Raw genomic sequence first — 23,552 nt, forward strand, 5'->3', positions numbered from 1 at the left:
CGAAACCCCGCCCTGTCATCATGGACACGTGAGCGCCGCAATCGTGGTGGCAGTGGTGGCGGGGTTGATGCTGCTCGGCATCGGCATGGTGGTCAATCAGCTGCTGCGGCTGCGGCGCTATTTGAACGATTCACCCGCCGAAGAGGTTCGCCGCATCAAACCCGAACCACCCGAGCAGTCGGGCTGATAGCTTCAATTTCGTGAACGCTCGAGGCGTCGCGTCGCAGTGACACCGTCGACTCTGCTGGTTGCCGACGCCGGTCTGCCACGCGGTGTGTCCGGCGCTGCCGACCCGCGTTTCGCGGGTGCCATCAAGGTGTTCTCCCAACTGTTTCCCGGTCGCCGGTTCGGCGGGGGAGCGCTGAGCGTCTACGTCGACGGGGTACCCGTCGTGGACGTCTGGACCGGATGGTCGGACCGGGCCGGCACCCACCGCTGGACGGCGGACACCGGCGCCATGGTGTTCTCGGCGACAAAGGGCGTCGCGTCGACGGTGATCCACCGGCTCGCCGATCGCGGCCTGCTGTCCTACGACACACCCGTCGCCGAATACTGGCCCGAGTTCGCCGCCAACGGTAAGGCCGAGATCACCGTTCGCGATGTCCTGCGGCACCGCTCCGGATTGTCACACCTGCGCGGCGTCGGCAAGACCGAACTGATGGACCACCTGCTCATGGAGGAGCGGCTGGCGGCGGCGCCCGTCGACCACCTGCGCGGTGTGCAGGCCTACCACGCGCTCACCTACGGTTGGTTACTGTCCGGCCTGGCGCGGGCGGTGACCGGCAAGGGCATGCGCGAGCTGTTCCGCCAGGAGGTGGCCCGTCCGCTCAACACCGACGGGTTGCACTTGGGCCGCCCGCCGGAAGGCTCGCCGACCACGGCGGCCCAAATCCTGATACCGCAGGGCCGGCTGCGCGCCCCGGTGTTCAACTTCCTCGCACCTCGGGTGGCCGGTCTGCCGTTCTCCGGCGCGCTGGGCGCGATGTACTTCCCCGGCGTCGTCTCCCTGGTCAAGGGCGACACCCCGTTCCTGGACGGCGAGGTGCCCGCCGCCAACGGCGTGGTCACCGGCCGCGCGCTGGCCAAGATGTTCGGCGCGCTGGCCAACGACGGCCGCATCGACGGAAAGAAATTCCTGTCCGAGGACCTGGCGCACGGACTGGCCGGCCAGGCCGGGCGCAAGTGGCCCGACGCGAACATGGTGGTGCCCATGCCATTTCACCTGGGCTACCACGAGTCGCCGGTTCCCGGCCTGCTGCGCGGTTTCGGTCACGTCGGTCTTGGCGGAACGCTCGGCTGGGCCGATCCCGAGACCGGCAGCTCCTTCGGGTTCATCCACAATCGGCTGCTGACACCGCTGCTCTTCGACATGGGATCCTTTGCGGGCCTTGCCCGTCCGCTGCGCACCGCCATCGAGGCGGCCCGTGACCAGGGACCGCTCGCGGTGCCGCCGCTTGGCGCCCGCTACACGAAAACGACGCGGCGACGTGCCAATGTCCCCGACACCGCGGCGTCCGGCGAGGGCTAGTTGACCTACGCGTTTCCCCGCGGCAGCGTGAGCGGAAGATCGGCGTAGGTGGCGATTCCCGGCGCCGCGGCGACGACCGCGGCGATCCCGTTGATGGCGGGCACGGCCGTCATGATGTGGCCGAGGTCCATGAATTCCTCGAGCGTCGTCGCCTCGAAGTACGGCGGCGGCAGGAAGCCGACCTTGGTGGTGACCGTCGGCTGCCCGTCGACCTGGATGACCCAGCCGTCCTGCTCGATCTTCCAATCGGGTTCCAGCGTCGGTCCCTTCCGCCACCGGACGTTGAGGTCGATCAGCGTCTTGCCGTTGACGATGCCCTGCCAGCTGATGTAGGTGCCCGCGACGTGTCCGGCCGGAATGGTCCAGGATGCCATGACGAGATCCTCTGTGGTCTGGGCGAATTCGGCGACGCATTTCACCTCGTCGAGTTCGACGCCGAGCGCGTCGCCGACCAGCCGGACGGCCTCGCCGAAGATGGCGGTGCCCTTCGCGGCCATGGCCGGCAGGTCGGGGTGATCGATGGGCTGGCCGAAGCCGACGGGCTTCTCGGTCTCGGGTGAGTCATAGAAGGTGGTGTCGGCGGCCTCGTTGACGGTGATCTTGTCGATCCGGTTGCACACCATGGCCGATACGATGGCCAGCAGCTCGGCGAACCCCGGGCTGACGCCTGACCCGAAGATCGTCGAGCCCCCCTTCTCGCAGGCCTCCAGGATGCGGTCGCGGCCGGCGCCGAGGTTGTGTCCGGTGATGAACGAAGCCGTGGTCACCACGTTGACACCCGCGGACAGGATGCGGACCAGTTCGTCGACGTTGATCCACATCGGGTTGTAGACCACGCAGTCGGGCTTCAGAGCAAGCAGCTCGTCGATGTCGTTGGTGGCCGCGACGCCGAGCGGGGGGAGCCCGACGAGTTCGCCGGCGTCGCGCCCGGCCTTCTCGGGCGACCAGGCGTAACAGCCGACCAATTCCAGGGTGGGGTTGGTGACGATCGATTTCAGCGAGCTCTTGCCGACGTTTCCGGTGGTCCACTGCACGACGCGATAGGTGTTGGGCACTCGCTCAGCATAGGCAATGGCCGGGGTTCTTAGTAGGCCTAATAGGCAGATTCTTCCGCCGGCAGTTCGGCGGCATCCCGCTCCCGGGATCCTCGCGGGTCGAGCCGGTAGGCTGCGTCGATGTCGGAGCCGGCGAAGGGAGTAACGCGATGCTCAGCGTGAAATGGCTGGAAAAGCCTGAGGCCCATGACTTTCCGGCGGCCGCCGACTACCTCTCCATGCTTGCGGGCGCGCAGACCGTGAAGAAGGTGATCAAGAAGCTGAAATCCGGCACAGTGACGCACCGGAAGGCCAAAGACATCCTGCGGGCGGCGCAGCTGGGCCTGTTGCCGGTGGACAATCCCCACGTCGCCGCGGACCTGACCAAGATCGAAAAGGGTCTGCCGCTGTCCCCGATCCTGCTGGTGCGCGGCGACTTCATGACCGGGGTGGCGCTGCAGATCGCCGACGGCTACCACCGCGTCTGCGCGAGCTATCACACCGACGAGAACACACCCATCCCGGTGGTAATCGCGGTGGCCCGCCGCTGAGTGGGCGCTCTAGTCCTCGTCGACGTTTTCGTCCAAGGCCACGCCGGCCGGAGAATGCCTGCGCCGCATCCGGTGCGATCCCTTGCCGGTCGGACGGCGGTTGCGCAACTTGGCCTTCGACGCGTCGCCCGCGCCGTCGGTGTCGCCGGTGACCTCGGTGTCCTCGACGGGTGCCGCCTCGGTCGTCGGCTCCGGCGCGGTCTTGGACTCGACCGTTTCCGCGGTGGCTTCGCTCGGGGCCGCCGCGGGCTCAGCCTCGGCTTCCTCGGTCTCCCCGGCGTCTTCGGCCTCTGCCCGGTCCGTCGTGGCCTCGTCAGCCTCGTCGGCTTCTTCGGCCTCCTCGACCTCGTCGGCTTCGGTCTCGGGGCCTTTCTTGCGCCCACGACGCTTCTTCGGCTGTTTCGCCTTGATCGGTTTGGGCGGCGGCGGGGGCAGCTCGGCGACGAAGGAAAGGTAGAAGGCGAAAATGCCGAGCAGCGCGAGCGCGGCGGCCGCCCCGTAGATCGCGAACAACCACCGCCCGGCCGCGTCCAGGCTCAGCCAGATCTCGCTGATCGCCGTCCCGATGATCAGTACCCCGGCCAGCACGTGCGCCACGATCGACCAGATCCTCAGGGACAGGGCCAGCTGCGGCGTCCCCAACTCGGGCTTGCGGGTGCGCAGCAGGGTGAACACCACGGGCAGCGCCGCGAGCGCGATGAGCGCGCCCGTCACGATGCGCAGCGCCGTCCCCAACGTGTGCGCGGTCTCGCCCATCAACTCCGGCCAGCGGGGCAACACAAAGAAGAAGTAGAGGACACCGGCAGCGATCGAAAACAACGCGTGCCACGGGATGGCGACCTTGCGCCCCATGCCCCTCCTCGTGCCGATGAGTTCACGCCAGCCTAAAGGCGGCCGACCCGAATCAATACCAATTCGTACTTGTCCGCATGGCGGACCAATGGCGGAGGATGCGGGATTTGAACCCGCGAGGGCTGTTAACCCAACCCGCGTTCCAGGCGAGCGCCATAGGCCACTAGGCGAATCCTCCGTGGCCATGGTAACCGAGGGCCTGACGGCCCCCGCCAGTTGCTCGTCGTCGACTCCGGGACAGGTATTAGACTCGGCGCCGGACCCCGCGCGGCGTCTATCCTGTGAACTCCCCCAGGGCCGGAAGGCAGCAAGGGTCAATGGGCTCTGTCGGGTGCGCGGGGTCCCCTATATCCACCTCAGTGGCGATTCGCTTCGCCCGGCTCCACGGCGCTCGCGATCACCACTGGTTTCCAGCCTTCGACGGCGAAAGGGTTCATGGTGTCGCTGGAGTCCCTCACCCCGGCCGAGCTTGCGGCCGCCAACGCCCGTCACCAGCGGGATTACGCGGATCTGCAGGTCAAGAAGCTCGCCTTGGACCTGACCCGCGGCAAACCCGCTCCCGCTCAGCTGGACCTGTCCAACGACCTGCTCAGCCTGCCCGGTGACGACTACCGCGACAGCGAGGGCACCGACACCCGCAACTACGGTGGCCTGCACGGCCTGCCCGAGCTGCGGGCCATCTTCGGCGAACTGCTCGGCATCCCGGTGCAGAACCTGATCGCCGGCAACAACTCCAGCCTGGAACTGATGCACGACGTCGTCGCCTTCTCGATGCTGTACGGCGGCGTGGACTCGCAGCGGCCCTGGAAGGACGAAGCAAGCATCAAGTTCTTGTGCCCGGCGCCCGGCTACGACCGGCACTTCGCCATCACCGAAACGATGGGCATCGAGATGATTCCCGTCCCGATGCTGTCCGACGGGCCGGACGTCGACCTGATCGAAGAGCTGGTCGCGGCCGACCCGGCCATCAAGGGCATGTGGACGGTGCCGGTGTTCGGCAATCCCACCGGGGTCACCTACTCCTGGGACACGGTCCTGCGGCTCGTCCAGATGCGGACCGCGGCGCCCGACTTCCGGCTGTTCTGGGACAACGCATACGCGGTGCACACTCTGACACACGACTTCATCCGGCAGGTCGACGTGCTCGGGCTGGCGGCGGCGGCCGGCAACCCCCACCGGCCCTACGTGTTCGCCTCGACCTCGAAGATCACCTTCGCCGGCGCGGGCGTGAGCTTCCTGGGTGGATCGCTTGGCAACATCGCCTGGTACCTGCAATACGCGGGAAAGAAGTCGATCGGACCCGACAAGGTCAACCAGCTGCGGCACCTGCGCTTCTTCCGCGACGCCGACGGGGTGCGGTTGCACATGCTGCGGCACCAGCAGATCCTGGCGCCGAAGTTCGCTCTGGCCGCCGAGATCCTGGATCAGCGGCTGAGCGACTCCAAGATCGCCTCGTGGACCGACCCCAAGGGCGGCTACTTCATCAGCCTCGACGTGCTGCCCGGCACGGCGAAGCGGACCGTCGCGCTGGCCAAGGACGCCGGCATCGCGCTGACCGAGGCGGGGGCGTCGTTCCCGTACCGCAAAGATCCGCGGGACACCAACATCCGGATCGCGCCGACCTTCCCGGCGCTGCCGGACCTGCGCGACGCCGTCGACGGGCTGGCGACCTGCGCGCTGCTGGCCGCGTCGGAGTCGCTGCTCGCCTCGTCCACGTCGGTGTGAACTGAGCGCTGCAATCTGCACCTGAGCCACACCCCGGTGGCGGTGCTGGGTATCCGGACCGCCTGATCACCCGTTCGCCAACCCTCCGCGGCGCGCATCGTCGCACGGCGCCGGTAGCCTGCTGACCGTGGCTCTCTACCGCAAGTACCGGCCGGCAACCTTCGCCGAAGTGGTGGGGCAGGAGCACGTCACCGAGCCTCTGTCGATCGCGCTGGAAGCGGGCCGGATCAACCACGCGTACCTGTTCTCCGGGCCGCGCGGCTGCGGAAAGACCTCGTCCGCACGCATTCTGGCCCGGTCGCTGAACTGCGTCCATGGCCCGACGGCCACGCCGTGCGGGGTTTGCGACTCGTGCCAGGCGCTGGCGCCCAACGCGCCGGGCAGCATCGACGTGGTCGAGCTCGACGCCGCCAGCCACGGCGGCGTGGACGACACCCGTGAACTGCGCGATCGCGCGTTCTACGCGCCTGCCCAGTCGCGCTACCGGGTGTTCATCGTCGACGAGGCGCACATGGTGACCACCGCGGGGTTCAACGCGCTGCTCAAGATCGTCGAGGAGCCTCCCGAGCACCTCATCTTCATCTTCGCCACCACCGAACCGGAGAAGGTGCTGCCGACGATTCGGTCCCGCACCCATCACTACCCGTTCCGGCTGCTGCCGCCGAAGACCATGCGGGCGTTGATCGGGCGGATCTGCGAGCAGGAGGGTGTCGCCGTCGACGACGCCGTCTACCCGCTGGTGATCCGCGCCGGTGGCGGCTCGCCACGCGACACCCTGTCGGTGCTGGATCAGCTGGTGGCCGGTGCCGAGGGCGCCCATGTGACCTATCAGCGGGCGCTGGGCCTCCTCGGCGCCACCGACATGGCGCTGATCGACGAGGCCGTCGACGCCCTCGCCGCCGCCGATGCGGCGGCGCTGTTCGGTGCGGTGGAGTCGGTGATCGACGCCGGCCACGACCCGCGGCGCTTCGCCACCGACCTGCTCGAGCGGTTTCGCGACCTGATCCTGCTGCAGGCCGTACCGGATGCGGCCGGCCGCGGGGTGGTCGACGCGCCGGAGGACGTGCTGGAGCGGATGCGTGACCAGGCGACCCGGATCGGCCCGGCAACCCTGACCCGCTACGCCGAGGTGGTGCAGGCGGGTCTGGGGGAAATGCGCGGTGCGACGGCGCCGCGTCTGCTGCTGGAAGTCGTGTGTGCGCGGCTGCTGCTGCCCTCGGCCAGCGACACCGAATCGGCGCTGCTCCAACGGGTGGAGCGAATCGAGACCCGGCTGGATCTGTCCATCCCCGCCTCTGAAGTCCCCGCCGCGGTGCCTCGCAGCGTGCCTGCGGCGGCGCAACCCGAAACACCCGCCCGGTTCACGCGACGCTCTGCGACGGCCGCTGCCAAGGCCGAACCTCCTGCCGTCGCCAAGCCGGCTGCCGTCGCCGAAGCGGCTGCCGTCGCCGAGCCGGCTGCCGTCGCCGAAGCGGCTGCCGTCGCCAAGCCGGCTGCCGTCGCCGAAGCGGCTCCGGCGCCCGCGGTCTCCGAACCGGCGCCGGTGATCGAAACACCTTCTGCGCCAGGTGAACTCAACGCCGCCGCGGTGCGGACGATGTGGCCGACGGTGCGCGACAAGGTGCGCCAGCGCAGCCGCACCACCGAGGTGATGCTCGCGGGGGCGACCGTCCGTGCCATCGAGGGCAACACGCTGGTGCTGAGCCACGAATCAGCGCCGCTGGCCAAGCGGCTCTGCGAACAGCGCAACACCGACGTCATCGCCGAAGCGCTCAAAGACGCACTGGGCGTCGACTGGCGGGTGCGGTGCGAGGCCGGGGCACCGGTCGCGGCGCCGCCCACCGCCGGCGGGGGAGCCGGCCAGGCCGTTCGTGGCGTGGCCGAGCCCGCGCCCGACGTGGAATCCGCGCGGCGCGACGAAGAGGAGCACATGCTCGCCGAGGCCGGTCGCACCGACCCGTCGGCGCCGCGCCGCGACCCCGAAGAGGTCGCGCTCGAGCTGCTACAGAACGAGCTGGGCGCCCGCCGCATCGACGGCGGCTAGCGAGTTACCCGATGGCGCCGACCCGCTTCGCCCGGCTACGCCGCGTTCCCGATCGTCGCTAGGGCGTCCACCAGGGGCGCATCGGCAGATCGTCGTCGCCGCTCGCGTCGACCTTGGCCGCCAGCACATGATGCAACTGAAGGTTGTTCTGCTCGAACGCCACTCGCGAAGCCGCCATATACAGGCCCCACACCTTCGCGGTCGGCAAGCCCACCTCGGCGACCGCCACGTCCCAGTGCTCGACCAGGTTGTGGCACCAGTCGCGCAGCGTCATCGCATAGTGATGGCGGAGGTTCTCCGCGTGCAGCACCTCAAAGCCCACATCCTGGATCGCGGTGGTGATGCGGCCTGAGCCGGTCAGTTCGCCGTCGGGGAAGACGTAGCGATCCGTAAACCCGCCGGCGAACGAGGTCGAGGTGTTGTCGTGGCGGGTGATGCAGTGGTTGAGCAGCAGACCGCCGGTGCGCAGCTTCGACTTCAGGAACCCGAAGTAGGCGGGGTAATTCTTGACGCCGATGTGCTCGGTCAGCCCGATCGAGGACACGGCGTCGAACTGCTCCTCGCGGACGTCGCGGTAGTCGGAGTGCCGCACCTCGGCCAGCTTCGCGAGCCCTTCGTCCGCGATCGCCCGCCGCGCCCACTTCGCCTGCTCGGCCGACAGGGTCGCGCCGATCGCCCGTACGCCCCGGCGCGCGGCGTAGCGCACCATGCCTCCCCAGCCGCAGCCGACGTCGAGCAGGCGGTCGCCCGGCTGCAGTCGTAACTTTTCGAAGATCAGCCGGTACTTGTTCTGCTGGGCGTCTTCCAGCGTGGCGCCGGCCTCGGGATACACCGCGCAGGTGTACGTCATCGACGGACCCAGCACCAGCTCGTAGAAGGTGTTGGAGACGTCGTAGTGGTGGTGGATGGCCTCGGCGTCGCGGGTTTTGGTGTGGGTCAGCCCGTCCGCGATCCGCCGCCACCGGGGCGGCGTCTCCTGTGGTGGCGGCGCTACCGGCAGCAGCCGCTCGAAGCCCAGCGATCGGACCACGTTGGCCAGCACCCGCGCCGGCGGCCGCTTGAATTCCACCCGGTCGGTGAGGGTCTTGAGCAACCGGTAGGGATCACCCGGATGCACCCCGTACGCCTGCAGGTCGCCCGCCACGTAGGCGCGGGCCAGGCCGAGTTCGCCCGGTGCGGTGGCCAGGTAGGTGGCGCCGCGCGGGGTCCGAAGATCCAAACCCAGTTCGGCGTCCTCGCTTCCGGCGACGCTGCCGTCGTAGGCGGTGAACTTCAGCGGATGTCGCCCGGTCGCGGCGAACACCTCGAGGATCTCGGCCATGCTGAGTTTGCCGGTCGACGAGTGGTGGGGCTGCCTGGTTGTCGTCATCGCCGTTGTACCGCCTTTGCGTAGAGGTCGAGTAAACGAGAATCGGGGTCATAGGTCTTCTTGACGGTGTTGTAGGCCTCGCCGCCGTACAACTCGTCGAAGTCGTCGCGGGAGTAGAAGGAGTCGGAGTACAGCGACTTGTGCCCGTCGAGTTCACCGACCTTGGCTTCGATCATCCGGTTGGTCGCACCCTCGGTGGCGCCGGCCGGCACGGACGACCAGAAGCCGACGTTGACGTACGTGTGATCGGGGCGCATCGGATACAGCGGCCAGCCGTCGTGATCGCGCAAACGCAACGGGCACAACCAGATCGGCGTGATGGGGACGCTGCCTAGGAACCATTCCAGGAACTCGCAGGTCCGTTCGACCGGCACCTCGACGTCTTGCACCACCCTTTCCCTTGCCGGCCGTCCATTGCGCCTTTCGATGCGGTCGGAGACTCCGAAGCGGCGGTCCAGTGAGATCAGCTTCGAGTAGACGCTGCTGCGCCGGTAGCGGCGCGGCCACCAGCGCCGCAGCCGCGGGTTCTGCACGCCGAACGCCCGTGAGCACCAGAACCAATCGGTGTCCCAGCGCCAGAAGTAGTCATGCATGGTCAGCCGGTCGTCCTTGGTGGCTTCGACGCCCGGGCCATCGTGCCGGATGGACTGGTAGTAGATGTTCTGGCCGGTGTAGTCGCTGACCGGGCCGGGCGTGCTGGTCCGCCGGCCCACGCACAGATAGCTTTCGTCGGCGCCGAAGACCACCCCGTCCAGATAGTCGACCGGCGTCCCGCCCTGTCCGCCGGTGTCGATGACGCGTTCCATGGCCGCGATCAGATCGGGCAGCGAACGGAATCGAATATGCCGCAGCGCAACGAACGGCGCGACGGGTTCCAGCTCGATCCGAAGCCGGGTCGAATACCCAAGCGTCCCATAGGAATTCGGGAACGCACGGAACAGGTCCTGGTGCTGGGTGCGCGACGTGGTGAGCAATTCGCCGGCGCCGGTGAGGATGTCCATCTCCAGCACCGATTCATGCGGCAGACCGTTGCGGAACGACGACGACTCGATGCCCAGTCCACTGACCGCGCCGCCGAGGGTGATGGTCTTGAGCTGCGGGACGACCAGCGGCGACAGACCGTACGGCAGCGTCGCGGCCACCAGGTCCTCATACGTGCACATGCCGGCCACGTCGGCGGTGCGCGCGTCGGGATCCACGCTCAGGACGGCGGTCAACCCGGACGTGTCGAGACCCGGTGCATCGCGACTGGTGCGGGCGCGGAACAGATTTGACGTCGGCTTGGCCAACCGGACGGCGGACGTCACGGGGATGGAGCGATAGCTTGCCAGCATCCGGTCGACGCCAGACGCATAGGCCGAGAGTGCAGATCCAGGGACAGGCACCACATATACCCTAGTCTTCGACAACAGCCCGTGCACCCGACATGAGGGATAGCAGCGGGAAATCAGCATTGAGGAGGGCCATCTTGGGACAGGTGAGCGCTGAGAGCACCATCTTGATCAACGCGGAGCCCGCGGCAACCCTTGCCGCCGTCGCCGACTATCAGACCGTCCGTCCGAAAATTCTCTCCCCGCAGTACAGCGACTACCAGGTGCTGCAGGGTGGGCAGGGGCCGGGCACGGTCGCCAAGTGGAGGCTGCAGGCCACCAAGTCGCGGGTGCGCGACGTGCAGGTCGACGTCGACCTGGCCGGGCACACCGTGATCGAGAAGGACGCGAACTCGTCCATGGTGATCAACTGGACGGTGGCCCCCGCGGGACCCGGCTCCAGCGTCACCGTGAAGACCACCTGGACCGGTGCGGGCGGGGTGAAGGGCTTCTTCGAGAAGACTTTTGCGCCCTTGGGGCTGAAGAGGATTCAAGGCGAAGTGCTGGCGAACCTGAAGAAAGAGCTGGAGAGCTAGAAAGGGTTGGCCAACTCAGTCAAACGGGGAAGTGCCGAACCGTTGTCGCGTTTCGCGGTCTGGCCGCGATGCGACCGCGATTTGCCCTAAGCTCGGTGCATTGTCGCCGTTCAGCAGGCGAGGGGCTTGCCTATGATCGACTCTCCCCTTCGCGTCGCCCTGCGCGAGCACGCGAGTTTGCAGCCGGATCAAACGGCGTTCACATTTCTCGATTACGAAGAAGATTGGGATGGTGTTGCCAAGACCCTGACATGGGCGCAGTTGTATCGGCGCTCGCTGAACATCGCACGGGAACTACAAGGGTGCGGGTCGACCGGTGACCGGGCTGTGATATTGGCGCCGCAAGGGCTCGACTATATCGTTGCATTTCTCGGAACCCTGGAAGCTGGACGCATCGCGGTTCCGCTTTCGGTTCCAGCGGTTGCTGTTCACGACGAGCGTGTGACGGCGGTGCTGCGGGATGCGTCACCTTCTGTCATTCTCACGACATCCGCGGTGGTAAAGGACGTCGTTCCTTATGCGCGGCCAATTGCAGACAATCCCGCTCCCTCGATCATCGAAGTCGATTCGCTGGGCGAATCCCTGAAAGGATCCTGCCCACGGCCAGATAGCCGACCGGACGTTGCGTATCTGCAGTACACGTCCGGGTCGACCCGGATGCCGGCGGGGGTGATGGTCTCGAACGGCAATCTGTCGGCCAATTGGGAGCAGATTGTGTCGGGATATCTTCCCGATTACCGGATGCCACATTCCGCGGTGTCGTGGCTGCCGTTTTATCACGACATGGGTTTGATGCTGGGTCTGTGCGCCGGGATTCTGGGTGGTTGGCCGACGGTGATCATGAGTCCGATAGCGTTCTTGCAGCGGCCTGCGCGCTGGATGCAATTGCTGGCACGCAATCCGCAAGTGTTGTCCGCGGCCCCGAATTTCGCTTTCGAACTCGCGGCAGCACGAACATCCGACGACGATATGGCCGGGCTCGACCTCGGGGATGTGCTGTACATCCTGAGCGGTGCCGAGCGGGTAAACCCGCTGACGATCAGGCGCTTCACCCGGCGGTTCGCACGTTCCAACCTTCCCGAGTCGGTGATACGCCCCTCATATGGCCTTGCCGAGGCAACCTTGTTCGTAGCCACCCACCCGCCGGGCCTGCCGCCCGATTTCGTCCATTTCGAGCACGAGAAGTTAGCGGCCGGCCAGGCGAAACGATGTGAGGGCGGTACGCCATTGGCCAGTTACGGCACGCCGCAGTCGCCGACCGTGCGGATCGTCGATCCGGAGACCGCGACCGAGAAGCCGGCGGGAATGATCGGTGAGATCTGGGTGCACGGTGACAACGTCAGTCGCGGCTACTGGCACAGACCAGTCGAGACGCAGCAGACCTTCGCCGCGACGATTACCGCCCCTTCGCCCGGTACACCCGAAGATCGTTGGTTGAGGACCGGAGACCTCGGTTTCGTCTCCGAAGATGAGCTGTTCATCGTCGGCCGCATCAAGGACCTTTTGATTGTGCGCGGGCGCAACCACTATCCCGACGACATCGAGGCAACCGTCCAGGAGATATCGGGGGGCCGGGCCGCAGCCATAGCTGTCACGGACGAACCCACAGAAACGCTCGTCGTGATCCTCGAATTCAAACAGCGAGGCCAGGCCGAGCCGGACGTCGCCGAAAACCTGCGCGATATCAAGGAAGCGGTCACCACGGCGATATCCAATGCGCACGGCCTGAGCGTTCGGGACGTGGTACTGGTAGCCCCGGGCTCGATACCCATCACAACAAGCGGGAAAGTCAGGCGACAATCCTGTGTGCAGCTTTATCAAAATGGTGGATTTAAACGTGTGGAGGTTGAGAAATTCGAGACCTAGCGATCGCCAGTTTGCCGAGCCCGACTGGCAACCGCGACAGTCGGGCCCATCCCTAGCTTGGGGAATTCGATCGCAATCGCCGGGTCGGCATGATGGGCGAGCGCACTTATCGCCGACGGGCTGTAGGCGCGTAGCTGGCTGATAACCCCGTCGTGTGCCACCGGGATGATCCCGGTGAACGGCAGCACCGCCGCCAACACCAGTGCGTGAAGCGGTGCCGGCGGCCTGCGGAGGTCGATGATCAACAGCTTGCGCGCGGCCCGGGTCCCTTCGGCGAACACCTGGGCCGCCATTGCAGGGGGCAGGTGGTGTAACGACATCGCAAACACCGCGAGGTCGTAATCCCCGTTTGGGGCGTCGATTGCGGTCGCGTCCATCTCCCGCACCGTGGCGCGCGGGTGACTGCCGAGGTCGCCGGCGGCGACGGTGGCAACGAATGCTTGGTCGATGTCGGAGACTGTCACATGAGCGGTGGGGTGAAGGTCGAGCAGTTTGCTCGACAGGCCACCGAGGCCGGCCCCGAGTTCGAGGATCTTTGGTGAGGGCACATCGGCCACCTCAGCAAGCGCTATCCTGGCCAACTTCTCGTGAGCACCCATGAAGCGGCGCCGTCCGGCGCGATCGAGTGAGCGGACGACCTTGTGCTTCCGGTCGTCGACGTCGTCGCGGTCAAGGTATTCCAGCCGCTCGGTCTGCAACCGACGGTCCAGCCAGGAGGCGTCCGGACCGCCTCGGGGCATCCTGACAATGTCGAGGGCGCCGCTCTCCACGTAGACCATCATGGACTATTGCGACGGTCATCGACCGCGTTTTGCCCAATCCGTTTTGCTGCCGCCATGTCTCACCGGCATCGTCGTACGGCGTGAGACCTGACGGACTGCCGCGCGCCACGGCAACAATACGCCACCATCACCATCGATTTCCCGAAGGATAAATGCACCTCGCCGACGCCGAGCCGGCGATGTTCTCGTGCAATCGATCCGGGAAGGGGTGTATCCCGTTACGGCCAAGAGCATTTGGCAAGGAAATGAAAAGATGGATGACGCGGTCGTGGAAGTGACGGAAGACACTGGCACTCGATGCCGCAACGTATCGCTCAAACGATCGACTGACTATATGGCCGTGTCGGCGCGGAAGACTTTGGACACCAACGGAGTTCCGGCGACGACGTGAATGACGAACGGGCTAGAGCAGTCCAAGCAGTTGCAAGTCGGTGGCGTATTTGATGATGATCGGCGCCGTGACGTGCGGGATATCATTCGCGCCGATTTCTGCTTCGTGCACCGCGGCGCGGAACCGGTCGGTCGGCGCGAAGGACCCGCGGCTCGGATCGAGGGGCTGCAACTGGGTGGAGTTGCGCAACAGCAACAGCTGCAGCACCGAATTCCGACGCTGTTGATCCGGCAGGGCGCGCAGCCCGGCCTCGAATCGCTGCAACCACTCCCGGAAATCGTCGATGCGCTGGATCGGGTAGCCGGCCTCGATGAGCCAGTCGACATACTCGTCGGGTCCGACGCCGTCGTCGTGCGGGTTCATCACGTGGTAGGTCGCAAATCCGTTGGCCATCCGGCCACCCAGTGTGGCGATCGCCTCGGCGACGAACTCGACGGGCAGGCCGTCGAAGTGTGTGCGTTGCCGAGCGCCGTCGGCGTCGAGTTGGAAGAACGAACGGGGTGCGAGGCCGGTGGCCAGGACGCTCAATATCATCCGGGTCACTGTGTCGGATACCTTGAGCTGGCCCGCGTACGTGGTGTCGGCCAGGATCATGCCGGAGCGAAACACCGCGACCGGCAAGCCGCACAGGTCGTGGGCCTCGCGTAGGAGCACCTCGCCAGCCCATTTGCTGTTGCCGTAGCCGTTGGCCAGGCTTGCGTCGATTACGCGGGTGGGGCTGACAACCCGGATATCGGCATCCTCGGTGAACGCCGACCGCCCGATCTGGCGGCCGACGTCTGAAGTCGACACATAGGTGTAGGCCTTGATCCTGGTTGTGAGTGCCAGCCGGATCAGTTCGGCGGTACCCACGACGTTGGGCCCGAACAACTCTCGGTAGGAAAGCACGGCGTTGACCATGGCCGCGGGATCGACGATCAAATCGACGGTGTCGGCCAGCCTCTGCCAGGTCTGCGGCTCCAGTCCAAGGTTGGCTGCGGCCTTGTCGCCGGCGATGACTTCGAGGTGGTCGGCGGCCAAGTCCTGGAAGTGGGACAGCAGGCCGGGGTCACCAGTGTCGAAGATGTTCTCCAGGCGGCGCCGCGCCTCATCGTCGGACTCGGCTCGCACCAGGCAGATCAGCCTGCCGCCGACGAGTTGCATCCGCTCGAGCCATTGCAGGGCCAGGTAGCGCCCGAGGAAACCGGTGGCCCCGGTCAGCAGGACCGTCCGCACCTGGGTTCGAGCCCGGGGCAGCGTCGGCGCCGTTGTCAGCGTCGGTGCGTCGATGAATTTATCCAGTGTGAGATCGCTCGCGTGCACCTCGCTGGTATCGGCGCCGTGCACGCTCGCAAAGAATTGATCGCAGATCGGGTGCACGGCCGAAATCACTTCCAGCAGCTTGCCTTCGCGATCAAACACTTGGCGCAGACTACTGACGGACGGTGCATCGACGATCATACGCACCGCCACGTTGCAATCCAGGGATTGATTGATGGCGGCGACTAGGCGCATCGCCGTCAGCGAGTCCCCGCCGAGGTCGAAGAACGAATCGTCGACCCCGACCCGCTCCAAACCGAGCACCTCGGCGTAGATGTCGGCCAAGATTTCTTCGACCGCGTCGTCGGGGCCGCGGTACACGCCACCCTGGTATTCGGGTGGCGGCAGGGCGCGCCTGTCGAGTTTGCCGTTGACCGTCAACGGCAGCGCCGGTACCACCACCACGGCGGCAGGGACCATGTAGGCCGGGAGCCGCTCGGCAAGCTGCGCACGCACCGCGGCACTGTCCACTGCCGCGGTGACCGACTCGGTGACGTAGCCGACCAAACGCTTGTCGCCGGGTCGGTCTTCGCGGGCGATCACCACCGCCTGCTCTACCCCGTCCACGCCGGCCAGTTGCGCCTGAATCTCGCCGAGTTCGATGCGATAACCGCGTATCTTGACCTGCTCATCGGCGCGCCCGACATACTGCAGCTGGCCATCGGCGCCCCAGCGCACCAGATCCCCGGTGCGATACATCCGCGCTCCTGCTCGGCCGAACGGGCATGCCACAAACCGCGAGGCGGTCAGCCCGGCCCGGCGCACATACCCACACGCGACGCCGCGGCCGGCCACATATAGTTCGCCGATCACCCCGACCGGCACCGGGCGCAGCCAGCCGTCCAACACGAACAACGCCGCCCCCGGCACCGGCGCACCGATCGGCACGACCGCCGACCCCGCCGGTCCGGCCTTTAAGGGGGCACTGATCGTCGCGTACACCGTGGTCTCGGTGGGGCCGTAGCCGTTGAGCATCATCCGCCCGGGTGCCCATCGATCCACCACCTCACCCGGGCAGGCCTCAGCGGCGATCATCAACGTCGCCGATCCCAGACCTTCGGGCGAGAGCGCCGCCACCGCCGAGGGGGTTTGACTTAAGACGCTGACCTTTTCGGCAACGAGTAGTGCGTGGAAGTCGTCCGGTGAGCCCGCCACCGACTCGGGCACTACCACCAGGCGTCCGCCGTGCAGCAGCGCGCCCCACATCTCCCAGACCGAATAGTCAAAGGCGTAGGAGTGGCACTGCGTCCACGCCTGTTCCGGCGCCGGTTGCAGGCCGACGTCGAGCGAGTCGAACAGCCGGGTGACGTTGTGGTGGCTGACGGCAACACCTTTCGGCACGCCGGTGGTGCCTGAGGTGTAGATGACGTGGGCGACGTCATCGGGACTCGGCGTCGGCAGGCCCGTATCTGGGTAGGTATCGATGCGCGGGTCCTCGCTATCGATGACGGGTAGGCCGCACTCGGGTAGCCGGTCGGCCAGCCCGGTGGTGGTCACCGCGGCGATCGGTGCGGCGTCAGCCATCATGAACTCGATTCGGGCCGGCGGGTGCGCGGGGTCGATCGGCAAATAGGCGGCCCCGGCTTTCAGCGTTGCCAGGATCGCGACGATCGCGTCGGCACACCGGTTGAACAGCAGCGCCACACACCGGCCGGGGCCCGCGCCCTGGCCGATCAGCAAGTGTGCCAACCGATTCGATGCCTCATCAACCTCGCGGTACGTCAGTGAGCGGCCGTCGAAGGTCACCGCCACCGCTTCGGGCGTGCGCGCCACCTGCACGGCGAATAAAGCCGGAATCGACACCGGCGCCGGTGCTGGCCGGCTCAACACCGCGCGGTTGCCGATCGCATCGAGGTGGGCGTGCTCATCTGCATCCAGCACATCCATCGCCGCCAATCGTGCCGTTGGGTCGGCGACCATGCTCGCCAGCACGCGCTGCAACCGCGCGGTGAGCGTTTCGATGCCGGCCGAGTCGAATACGTCGGCGTCGAATTCGATGCGAAGGCCCAGTTCCTCGCCCGGCAGCACTTGCAGCGTCAGGGGGTAGTGGGTGGATTCGCGGGTGGCGATGCCGGTGATGGCCAACTCACGGATATCCAAGGACGCGGCGGCGTCGACCGGGTAGTTCTCGTAGACGAACAGGGTGTCGAAGAGTTGGTTGTGGCCGGTGGCGCGGTGGATCTCGGTGAGCGCGACGTGTTGGTGTTCCAGAGTGTGGTTGTGGTGGTTCCGTAGTTGGTCGATCAATTCGGTGGTGGTGGTGGCCGGTGTGATGGTCGCGCGTACCGGCACCGTGTTGATCAACAGACCGACGATCATTTCGGCGCCCGGCACCTCGGCCGGCCGGCCGGAGACCGCGGTGCCGAAGGCGACGTCTTGGTGGCCGGTCAGCCCCATCAGCAGCCGCGCCCACGCGGCCTGCAACACCGTGTTGACGGTGGTGTGACATGAGCGCGCCAACTCGACCAGTGCCCTGGTGGTCTGCTCGGTCACCCGAGCCGAGATCGCGCCGCGTGGCCCCAGCCCTGACCGGCCCGGCGGGGCTACGAGGGTGGGGGTGTCGAAGCCGGTCAGCACTTCGCTCCAGGCTGTGCGCGCGGCCTCGAGGTCTCGATCGGCGAGCCAGGTGACAAACCGGCGGTACGGCGTGGCCGCGGGCAGCCGCTGTCCGCAATAGTCGGCGAAGATATCGCCCAGCAGGATCGGCAGCGACCAGCCATCGAGCACGATGTGGTGATTGGTCAGCACAATCCGGTACCGCTCCTCGGCGGTGCGGATCAAAGCCACTCGAAAGGCCGGGGGATTGGCGAGGTCGCACACTGCTGCGCGGTCGGCCGCGCACGCCCGCTGGATCCGCTCCTCGGAGTCCAGTTCGAGGTATTGCCACTCCACCATCGGGTCGGCCGGGATGATCTGGACCGGCTCGTCGAACCGTTCGCAGAACTGGGCGGCCAGGTTGGGATGGCGGTTGATCATGGTCTGCACGGCGGCGCGCAGGCGCTGCGGATCCAGCGGGCCGGTGACGCTGATGTCCAACTGCATCGCATACAAGTCGGCGTGGCTGCCGGTCATGCCGGCGTGAAAGAGCAGTCCCCGCTGCACGGGCGTCAGCGGCAAGATGTCGGCGACCCGGTGCTGTTGGTGCAGCTCGTCGATCTGGCGTTGGCTCAGCCGGGCGGGGACGATATCAGAGGGGGTCAGTCCGCCGCCGCCGTGTTTGACATGCGCGCAGATGCCGGCCAGGGCGTCGAACCACAGCCGGCTGAGTCTGTCGATCTGGGCGTCGTCCAACGCTGAGCGGGCCCATGTCCAGTTGGCATGCAGACGCGGGCCGGCCTCGGAGTCGACGGTGCCCGCGTTGAGTTCCAGGGCGTGTCCCAGCGGCATCGGAGCGGTGGCGGCCGCGACAACCGACACGGCGTCCTGGCTGACCCGCCACAGCTCGTCGGAGAGTTCGGCGGTTGCCGTGCCCATCCGGCCCAGATAGTTGAATCCGATCGTCGGGTCGGCACCCGTCAGTTCGATGTCCGTATTCAGGTAGCGCAGCAGCCCATAGGTCAGGCCGTCGGGCACGGCACGCAATTGTTCCTTGGCGTCCTTGATCACCGCACCCAGCGCCGCTTCGCCGGCCACCACTTGCGTCCAGCGCAGCGCGGCGCCCGCCCCCCCGACGTTCAACGCCACCGGGTACTTGGTGGTGAACCAGCCCACGGTGCGCGACACGTCGACGTCGGAGTACAGGTCGTCACGGCGGCCATGGCCCTCGACGTCGACGCCGATCGGCACCCCGCCCCGGGCGCCCGAGCATTCGGCCCAGGCCAACCCGAATGCGATCAGCAGTATGTCGTTTATCCCCGTGTGGAACGCCGCGGGTACCTCGCCGAGCAGTAGGCGGGTCGTCTCGACATCCAGTGCTGCCGTCAGATGCCCAGCGCTGGCATAGGTATCCAGTTCGGGTTGTACTGCCGGCAATGCGGCCGGCGTCGCCAACACTTTTCGCCAGCTGCCGGCCAGGCCGATGACTGCGGCGGTGTGGGCGTATTCGTTGAGCAGCGATGCCCACCGGGCAAATGAGGTCCCGACTGTGGGCAGGACGATCGATTGCCCGTTGTGGTGCTGGGCCCACGCGATGTTGAGGTCCTCCAACAGGATTCGCCAAGAAACCGCGTCGATGGCCAGGTGGTGAATGATCAGCGCCAACTGGCCGGTGCCGGTCGCCCACAGCGCGCTGAGGATAACCCCGGCGGCCGGGTTCAACCGCGACCGGGCCTCTGACAGTACGTCGTCGGATAGCGCGTCGACGGTGAGCAGGCAGGCATCGGCGTCGATCGAACCCGGATCGGGCACCTGAAGTGAGCGGCCGCCGGTGTCGTCGGCACGCAGCCGCAACATGGCGTGCCGGTCCAGCAGCGCCTGAAGAATGATCACCACGTCGGCCTCGGTGACCCCGGCCGGTGCTTGCACCACCATCGCCTGGTTGAACTGGTCGATAGGGCCGTCCACGGTATGTAGCCACCGCATGATCGGCGTGGCCACCACAGCCCCCACACCCTCATCGACGGGGCCGGTGTGATCGCCGGCCACCACGACAACTCGGGCGAGCCGGGCCACAGTCTGCTCGACGAAGATGTCGCGCGGCCGACATGTCAGTCCGGCCGCCCGGGCCTGGGCTACCACCTGCATCGACAGAATGCTGTCCCCGCCCAGGTCGAAGAACGACTCCTCGACCCCTACCCCGTCCAGCCCCAGCACCTGGGCGTAGATGCCGGCCAGGACCTCCTCGACCGCGTTGGTCGGGGCGCGGTACTGATCGACATCCCGGTACACCGGTGCCGGCAGGGCGCGGGTATCGAGTTTGTTGCTGACCGTCAACGGCAACGCGTCGAGAACCACTACCGCGGCGGGAACCATATAGGCCGGGATCCGCTCAGCCAGCTGCGCACGTGCCTCGGCCGGGTCCGCTGTTCCGGTGATGTAGCCGACCAGGCGTTTGTCGGCGAGACGGTCCTCGCGAGCGACGACTACCGCCTGCTCCACACCGTCCAGGCCGGCCAGTGCGGCCTGGATCTCACCGAGCTCAATGCGGTACCCGCGAATTTTGACCTGATCATCGGCGCGTCCGTGGTAGTGCAGCTGACCATCGGGACCCCACCGCACCAGATCACCGGTGCGATACATCCGTGTCCCGGGTCCGCCGAAGGGGCAGGGCACAAACCGTGACGCGGTCAGCCCGGCCCGTCGCACATAACCGACAGCCACGCCGCGGCCTGCCACATACAATTCGCCGACCACCCCGGGCGGCACCGGGCGCAGCCATTCGTCGAGAATGAATCCCGCCGCGGTGGACACCGGCGTCCCGATCGGCGCCGCACCCGACCCCGTGGGCCCAGCCTTTAATGGCGCGCTCATCGACGCGTATACCGTGGCCTCGGTCGGGCCATAGGCGTTGATCATCACCCGACCCGGTGCCCACTGATTCACCAACTCGGCAGGGCAGGCCTCGCCCCCGAGCAGCAACGCCACCGAATCCAAGCCCTGCGGTGCGAGTGCCGCCACCGCGGAGGGGGTTTGGGTGAGCACGTTGACCTGCTCGCTGACCAACAAGGCGCGAAAATCCTCTGGTGAGGCCGTTATCTCCTCGGGTACAACGACCAGGCACCCACCGCCGAGCAGCGCAGCCCAGATCTCCCATACCGAGAAGTCGAAGGCATAAGAGTGGCATTGAGTCCACACCTGTGCGCCGGGTAGATGTGGGGGCGGTGACTGCGCCAAGTGGGTCAGGTTGTGGTGGCTGATGGCCACGCCTTTGGGGACCCCGGTAGTGCCCGATGTGTAGATGAGGTAAGCGATGTCGTCTGGCGCTGGCGCTGGCGCTGGCGCCGGCAATGACGTGCCGGGTTGGCTGTCCGCAGCGGGATCGTCAACGTCGATGACCAGTAGGTCGAACTGCTCCAGCCGCGACCGCAGGCCCGCGCTGGTGATGGCGGCGACCGGCCCGGCATCGGTGATCATGAACTTGACCCGGGCATCGGGCAGCCCGGGGTCGATCGCCAGATAGGCCGCGCAGGACTTGAGCACCGCCAGCATTGCGACGACCGCCGCCGCGGACCGCTCCAACAGCAGTGCCACACACGAACCCGACCGAACACCGTCAGCCGCCAGCAGGTGTGCCAGCCGGTTCGCCGCCTCGTCGAGTTCGCGGTACGTCTTTGAGCGGCCGCCGTCGCGGATCGCGACGGCCTGCGCGGAGCGGGCTACATGGCATGCGAGCAACTCCGGAACCGACACCGGCGCCGGTGCGGGCCCGCCCAATACCGCCCGGTTGCCGAGTTCATCGATCCGGGCGTGCTCGGCGGCGTCCAGCACATCCACCGACGACAGCCGCCGCTCCGGATTGGCGGTCATCGCCACCAATACGCGTTCGAACCTCTCGATGAGCGCGCCCACGGTTGCCATGTCGAAAACATCGGTGCGAAATTCCACCGCCCCGCCGATCCCGGCGGGCTCTCCGGCCGCGGTGAACCGTTCGGTCAGGGAAAACGCCAGATCCGTGCGCGCCGTGTGGGTGTTTACTTGCATCTGGGTGACCTGCAGATCGCCCAACATCAATGCGGCGGCGGGGTCGTTATCGTCCTGCCCGGGAAGATTCTGCCAGGCCAACATCACCTGGACGAGCGGGTGATGGGTCAGCGATCGGGCGGGGTTGAGCCGCTCGACGAGCACCTCGAAGGGCACGTCTTGGCGGTCGTAGGCGGCCAGGCTGCGCCGGCGCACTTGGCCAAGCAGTTCGGCGAAGCTGGGATCGCCGGCCAGATCGACCCGCAAGACCAGGGTGTTGACGAAAAACCCGACCAGCTCATCGAGTGCCGGATCGCCTCGCCCGGCGATCGGGAACCCCACTGCCACATCAGAACTCGCACTCAGCCGGGAGAGTAGCACCGCCAATGCGGCCTGCAGCACCATAAAGCTGGTCGCGTTGTGCTCACCGGCCACCTTGCGGACTTGTTGCTGCAGCTCTGCGGGCCAGTCCACGGCTGCCGTGGAGCCGCGCTGATCAGCCACCGGCGGATAGGGTCGATCGGTCGGCAAGTGCAGGTGCTCGGGGATCCCGGCCAGGGCTTCCTGCCAATAGGCCAGCTGGCCGGCGATGAGGCTGTGCGGGTCGTCCAGATCACCAAACTGTTCGCGCTGCCACAACGCGTAATCGATGTACTGCACCGGCAATTCAGCCCAGCCCGGGGCCTGCCCCGCGCGCCGGCTGACATACGCCATACCCAGATCACGCACAAGCGGGGTGATCGACCAGCCGTCGGCGGCGATATGGTGCACCACGCCCACCAACACGTGTTCGTCATCGGAGACGCGGAAAAGCTTTGCCCGCAGCGGGATCTGGGTTGTCAGGTCAAACGTGTGACGCGCCGCCTGTTCGATGGCCTCCCCCAGCCGGCTTGCCGACCATGCGGCGGCGTCGACGAGTTCCCACCCGAAATCCGCCCGCTCGGCGGCAACGACCTGCTGCTGGGGTATGCCCCTGGGGGCCGCAATTAGTGTGCGCAGGCTCTCATGACGGCCCACCACATCGGCCAGCGCCGCAACCAGCGCGTCGACATCAAGACGCCCGCGCAAGCGAAAAGCCATCGGCATGTTGTAAACCGCTGAGGGCCCTTGCAACTGGTCGAGGAACCACAGCCTGTTCTGGGCAAACGACAATGGCACGATCGAGGGCCGCTCGACGGCTCCCAACGGCTTACGCCGGCCCCGCTGCCCGCGGATGTGGGGCGTCAGCTTGCCGATCGTCGGGAAGTCGAACACGGTGTGCACTTCCAGGTCGGCTTCCAGGCCGGCGTTGATCGCGGCGACCAGGCGCATCGCGGACAGCGAATCCCCGCCGAGGTCGAAGAAGGAGTCGTCGGCGCCGACTCGCTGTAGTCCGAGGGTGTGGGCGTAGATGGTGGCCAGGATTTCTTCGGTGGGGTTGGTCGGGGCGCGGTAGTGGTCGGCCGCTTGGTATTCGGGTGCCGGTAGGGCGCGGGTGTCGAGTTTGCCGTTGACCGTTAGCGGCAGGGTCGGCAACGTCACGATCGCCGCGGGCACCATGTAGGCGGGCAGCCGCTGGGCCAGTGCGGCGCGTGCGGTGGTCGGGTCGGCGGTGCCGGTGAGGTAGCCGACCAGTCTTTTGTCGCCGGGCCGGTCTTCGCGGGCGAT

13 protein-coding genes, 1 tRNA gene and 1 other RNA gene are annotated in these 23,552 nt (G+C 66.8%); 8 read left to right on the forward strand and 7 right to left on the reverse strand.

Annotated features, from left to right (window positions below):
• Window positions 1–28: 28 nt before the first annotated feature.
• Together OQ789_RS12235 and OQ789_RS12240 are read left to right on the forward strand one after the other, a co-directional pair.
• A complete protein-coding gene (locus tag OQ789_RS12235; RefSeq protein WP_324686079.1) occupies window positions 29–187 on the forward strand; it encodes a hypothetical protein in 159 nt (52 codons plus the stop codon).
• Between the two features lie 39 nt (window positions 188–226).
• Window positions 227–1,528 carry a serine hydrolase domain-containing protein gene (locus OQ789_RS12240; RefSeq protein ID WP_324686044.1) on the forward strand — a complete coding sequence of 434 codons (1,302 nt, stop codon included), beginning with the start codon at window positions 227–229 and terminating at the stop codon, window positions 1,526–1,528.
• 5 nt (window positions 1,529–1,533) lie between these two features.
• On the opposite strand, the gene OQ789_RS12245 is transcribed toward OQ789_RS12240, so the two are convergent.
• Window positions 1,534–2,583, reverse strand: a complete 1,050-nt coding sequence (locus OQ789_RS12245; protein ID WP_324686046.1) for a dihydrodipicolinate reductase — start codon at window positions 2,581–2,583, stop codon at window positions 1,534–1,536.
• A gap of 149 nt (window positions 2,584–2,732) precedes the next feature.
• On the opposite strand from OQ789_RS12245, the gene OQ789_RS12250 reads away from it, so the two are divergent.
• A complete protein-coding gene (locus tag OQ789_RS12250; protein ID WP_324686047.1) occupies window positions 2,733–3,113 on the forward strand; it encodes a hypothetical protein in 381 nt (126 codons plus the stop codon).
• A gap of 9 nt (window positions 3,114–3,122) precedes the next feature.
• Here the strand turns inward: OQ789_RS12250 and OQ789_RS12255 are convergent, their stop codons facing one another.
• Entirely contained in the window at window positions 3,123–3,965 is an 843-nt protein-coding gene (locus OQ789_RS12255) for a hypothetical protein (RefSeq protein WP_324686048.1), read from the reverse strand.
• A gap of 89 nt (window positions 3,966–4,054) precedes the next feature.
• Window positions 4,055–4,143: transfer RNA gene (locus OQ789_RS12260), tRNA-Ser, on the reverse strand.
• Window positions 4,144–4,219: 76 nt separating this feature from the next.
• Between OQ789_RS12260 and ffs the strand changes: the two genes are divergently transcribed.
• The 3 genes from ffs (at window position 4,220) to OQ789_RS12275 (ending at window position 7,734) form a co-directional block, all read left to right on the forward strand.
• An RNA gene (gene ffs / locus OQ789_RS12265) (signal recognition particle sRNA small type) lies at window positions 4,220–4,316 on the forward strand.
• Between the two features lie 87 nt (window positions 4,317–4,403).
• Window positions 4,404–5,690 (forward strand): aminotransferase class I/II-fold pyridoxal phosphate-dependent enzyme, encoded by a 1,287-nt coding sequence (locus OQ789_RS12270; protein ID WP_324686075.1) that lies wholly within the window; start codon window positions 4,404–4,406, stop codon window positions 5,688–5,690.
• A 127-nt stretch (window positions 5,691–5,817) separates the two neighbouring features.
• Window positions 5,818–7,734 (forward strand): DNA polymerase III subunits gamma/tau, encoded by a 1,917-nt coding sequence (locus OQ789_RS12275; protein ID WP_324686049.1) that lies wholly within the window; start codon window positions 5,818–5,820, stop codon window positions 7,732–7,734.
• Between the two features lie 58 nt (window positions 7,735–7,792).
• Here the strand turns inward: OQ789_RS12275 and OQ789_RS12280 are convergent, their stop codons facing one another.
• Window positions 7,793–9,103 (reverse strand): class I SAM-dependent methyltransferase, encoded by a 1,311-nt coding sequence (locus OQ789_RS12280; RefSeq protein ID WP_324686050.1) that lies wholly within the window; start codon window positions 9,101–9,103, stop codon window positions 7,793–7,795.
• On the reverse strand, window positions 9,100–10,491 hold the full coding sequence (locus tag OQ789_RS12285) for an FAD-binding oxidoreductase (RefSeq protein ID WP_324686051.1): 1,392 nt from the start codon (window positions 10,489–10,491) through the stop codon (window positions 9,100–9,102). The genes OQ789_RS12280 and OQ789_RS12285 overlap by 4 nt, the downstream gene beginning before the upstream one ends.
• 80 nt (window positions 10,492–10,571) lie before the next feature.
• Between OQ789_RS12285 and OQ789_RS12290 the strand changes: the two genes are divergently transcribed.
• Window positions 10,572–11,009, forward strand: a complete 438-nt coding sequence (locus tag OQ789_RS12290; RefSeq protein WP_324686052.1) for an SRPBCC family protein — start codon at window positions 10,572–10,574, stop codon at window positions 11,007–11,009.
• 132 nt (window positions 11,010–11,141) lie between these two features.
• Window positions 11,142–12,875: an AMP-binding protein gene (locus OQ789_RS12295; RefSeq protein WP_324686053.1), complete on the forward strand. Its 1,734-nt coding sequence runs from the start codon at window positions 11,142–11,144 to the stop codon at window positions 12,873–12,875.
• On the opposite strand, the gene OQ789_RS12300 is transcribed toward OQ789_RS12295, so the two are convergent.
• Window positions 12,872–13,654, reverse strand: a complete 783-nt coding sequence (locus OQ789_RS12300; protein WP_324686077.1) for a class I SAM-dependent methyltransferase — start codon at window positions 13,652–13,654, stop codon at window positions 12,872–12,874. The two genes, OQ789_RS12295 and OQ789_RS12300, sit on opposite strands and share 4 nt — an antisense overlap.
• A gap of 406 nt (window positions 13,655–14,060) precedes the next feature.
• Window positions 14,061–23,552, reverse strand: a 9,492-nt coding sequence (locus OQ789_RS12305) for a non-ribosomal peptide synthetase (RefSeq protein ID WP_324686054.1), incomplete at its 5' end; no start/stop codon positions are given.

Origin of the sequence: Mycobacterium sp. 94-17, from assembly GCF_035617725.1 — a bacterium.
Taxonomy (GTDB): Bacteria; Actinomycetota; Actinomycetes; order Mycobacteriales; family Mycobacteriaceae; genus Mycobacterium.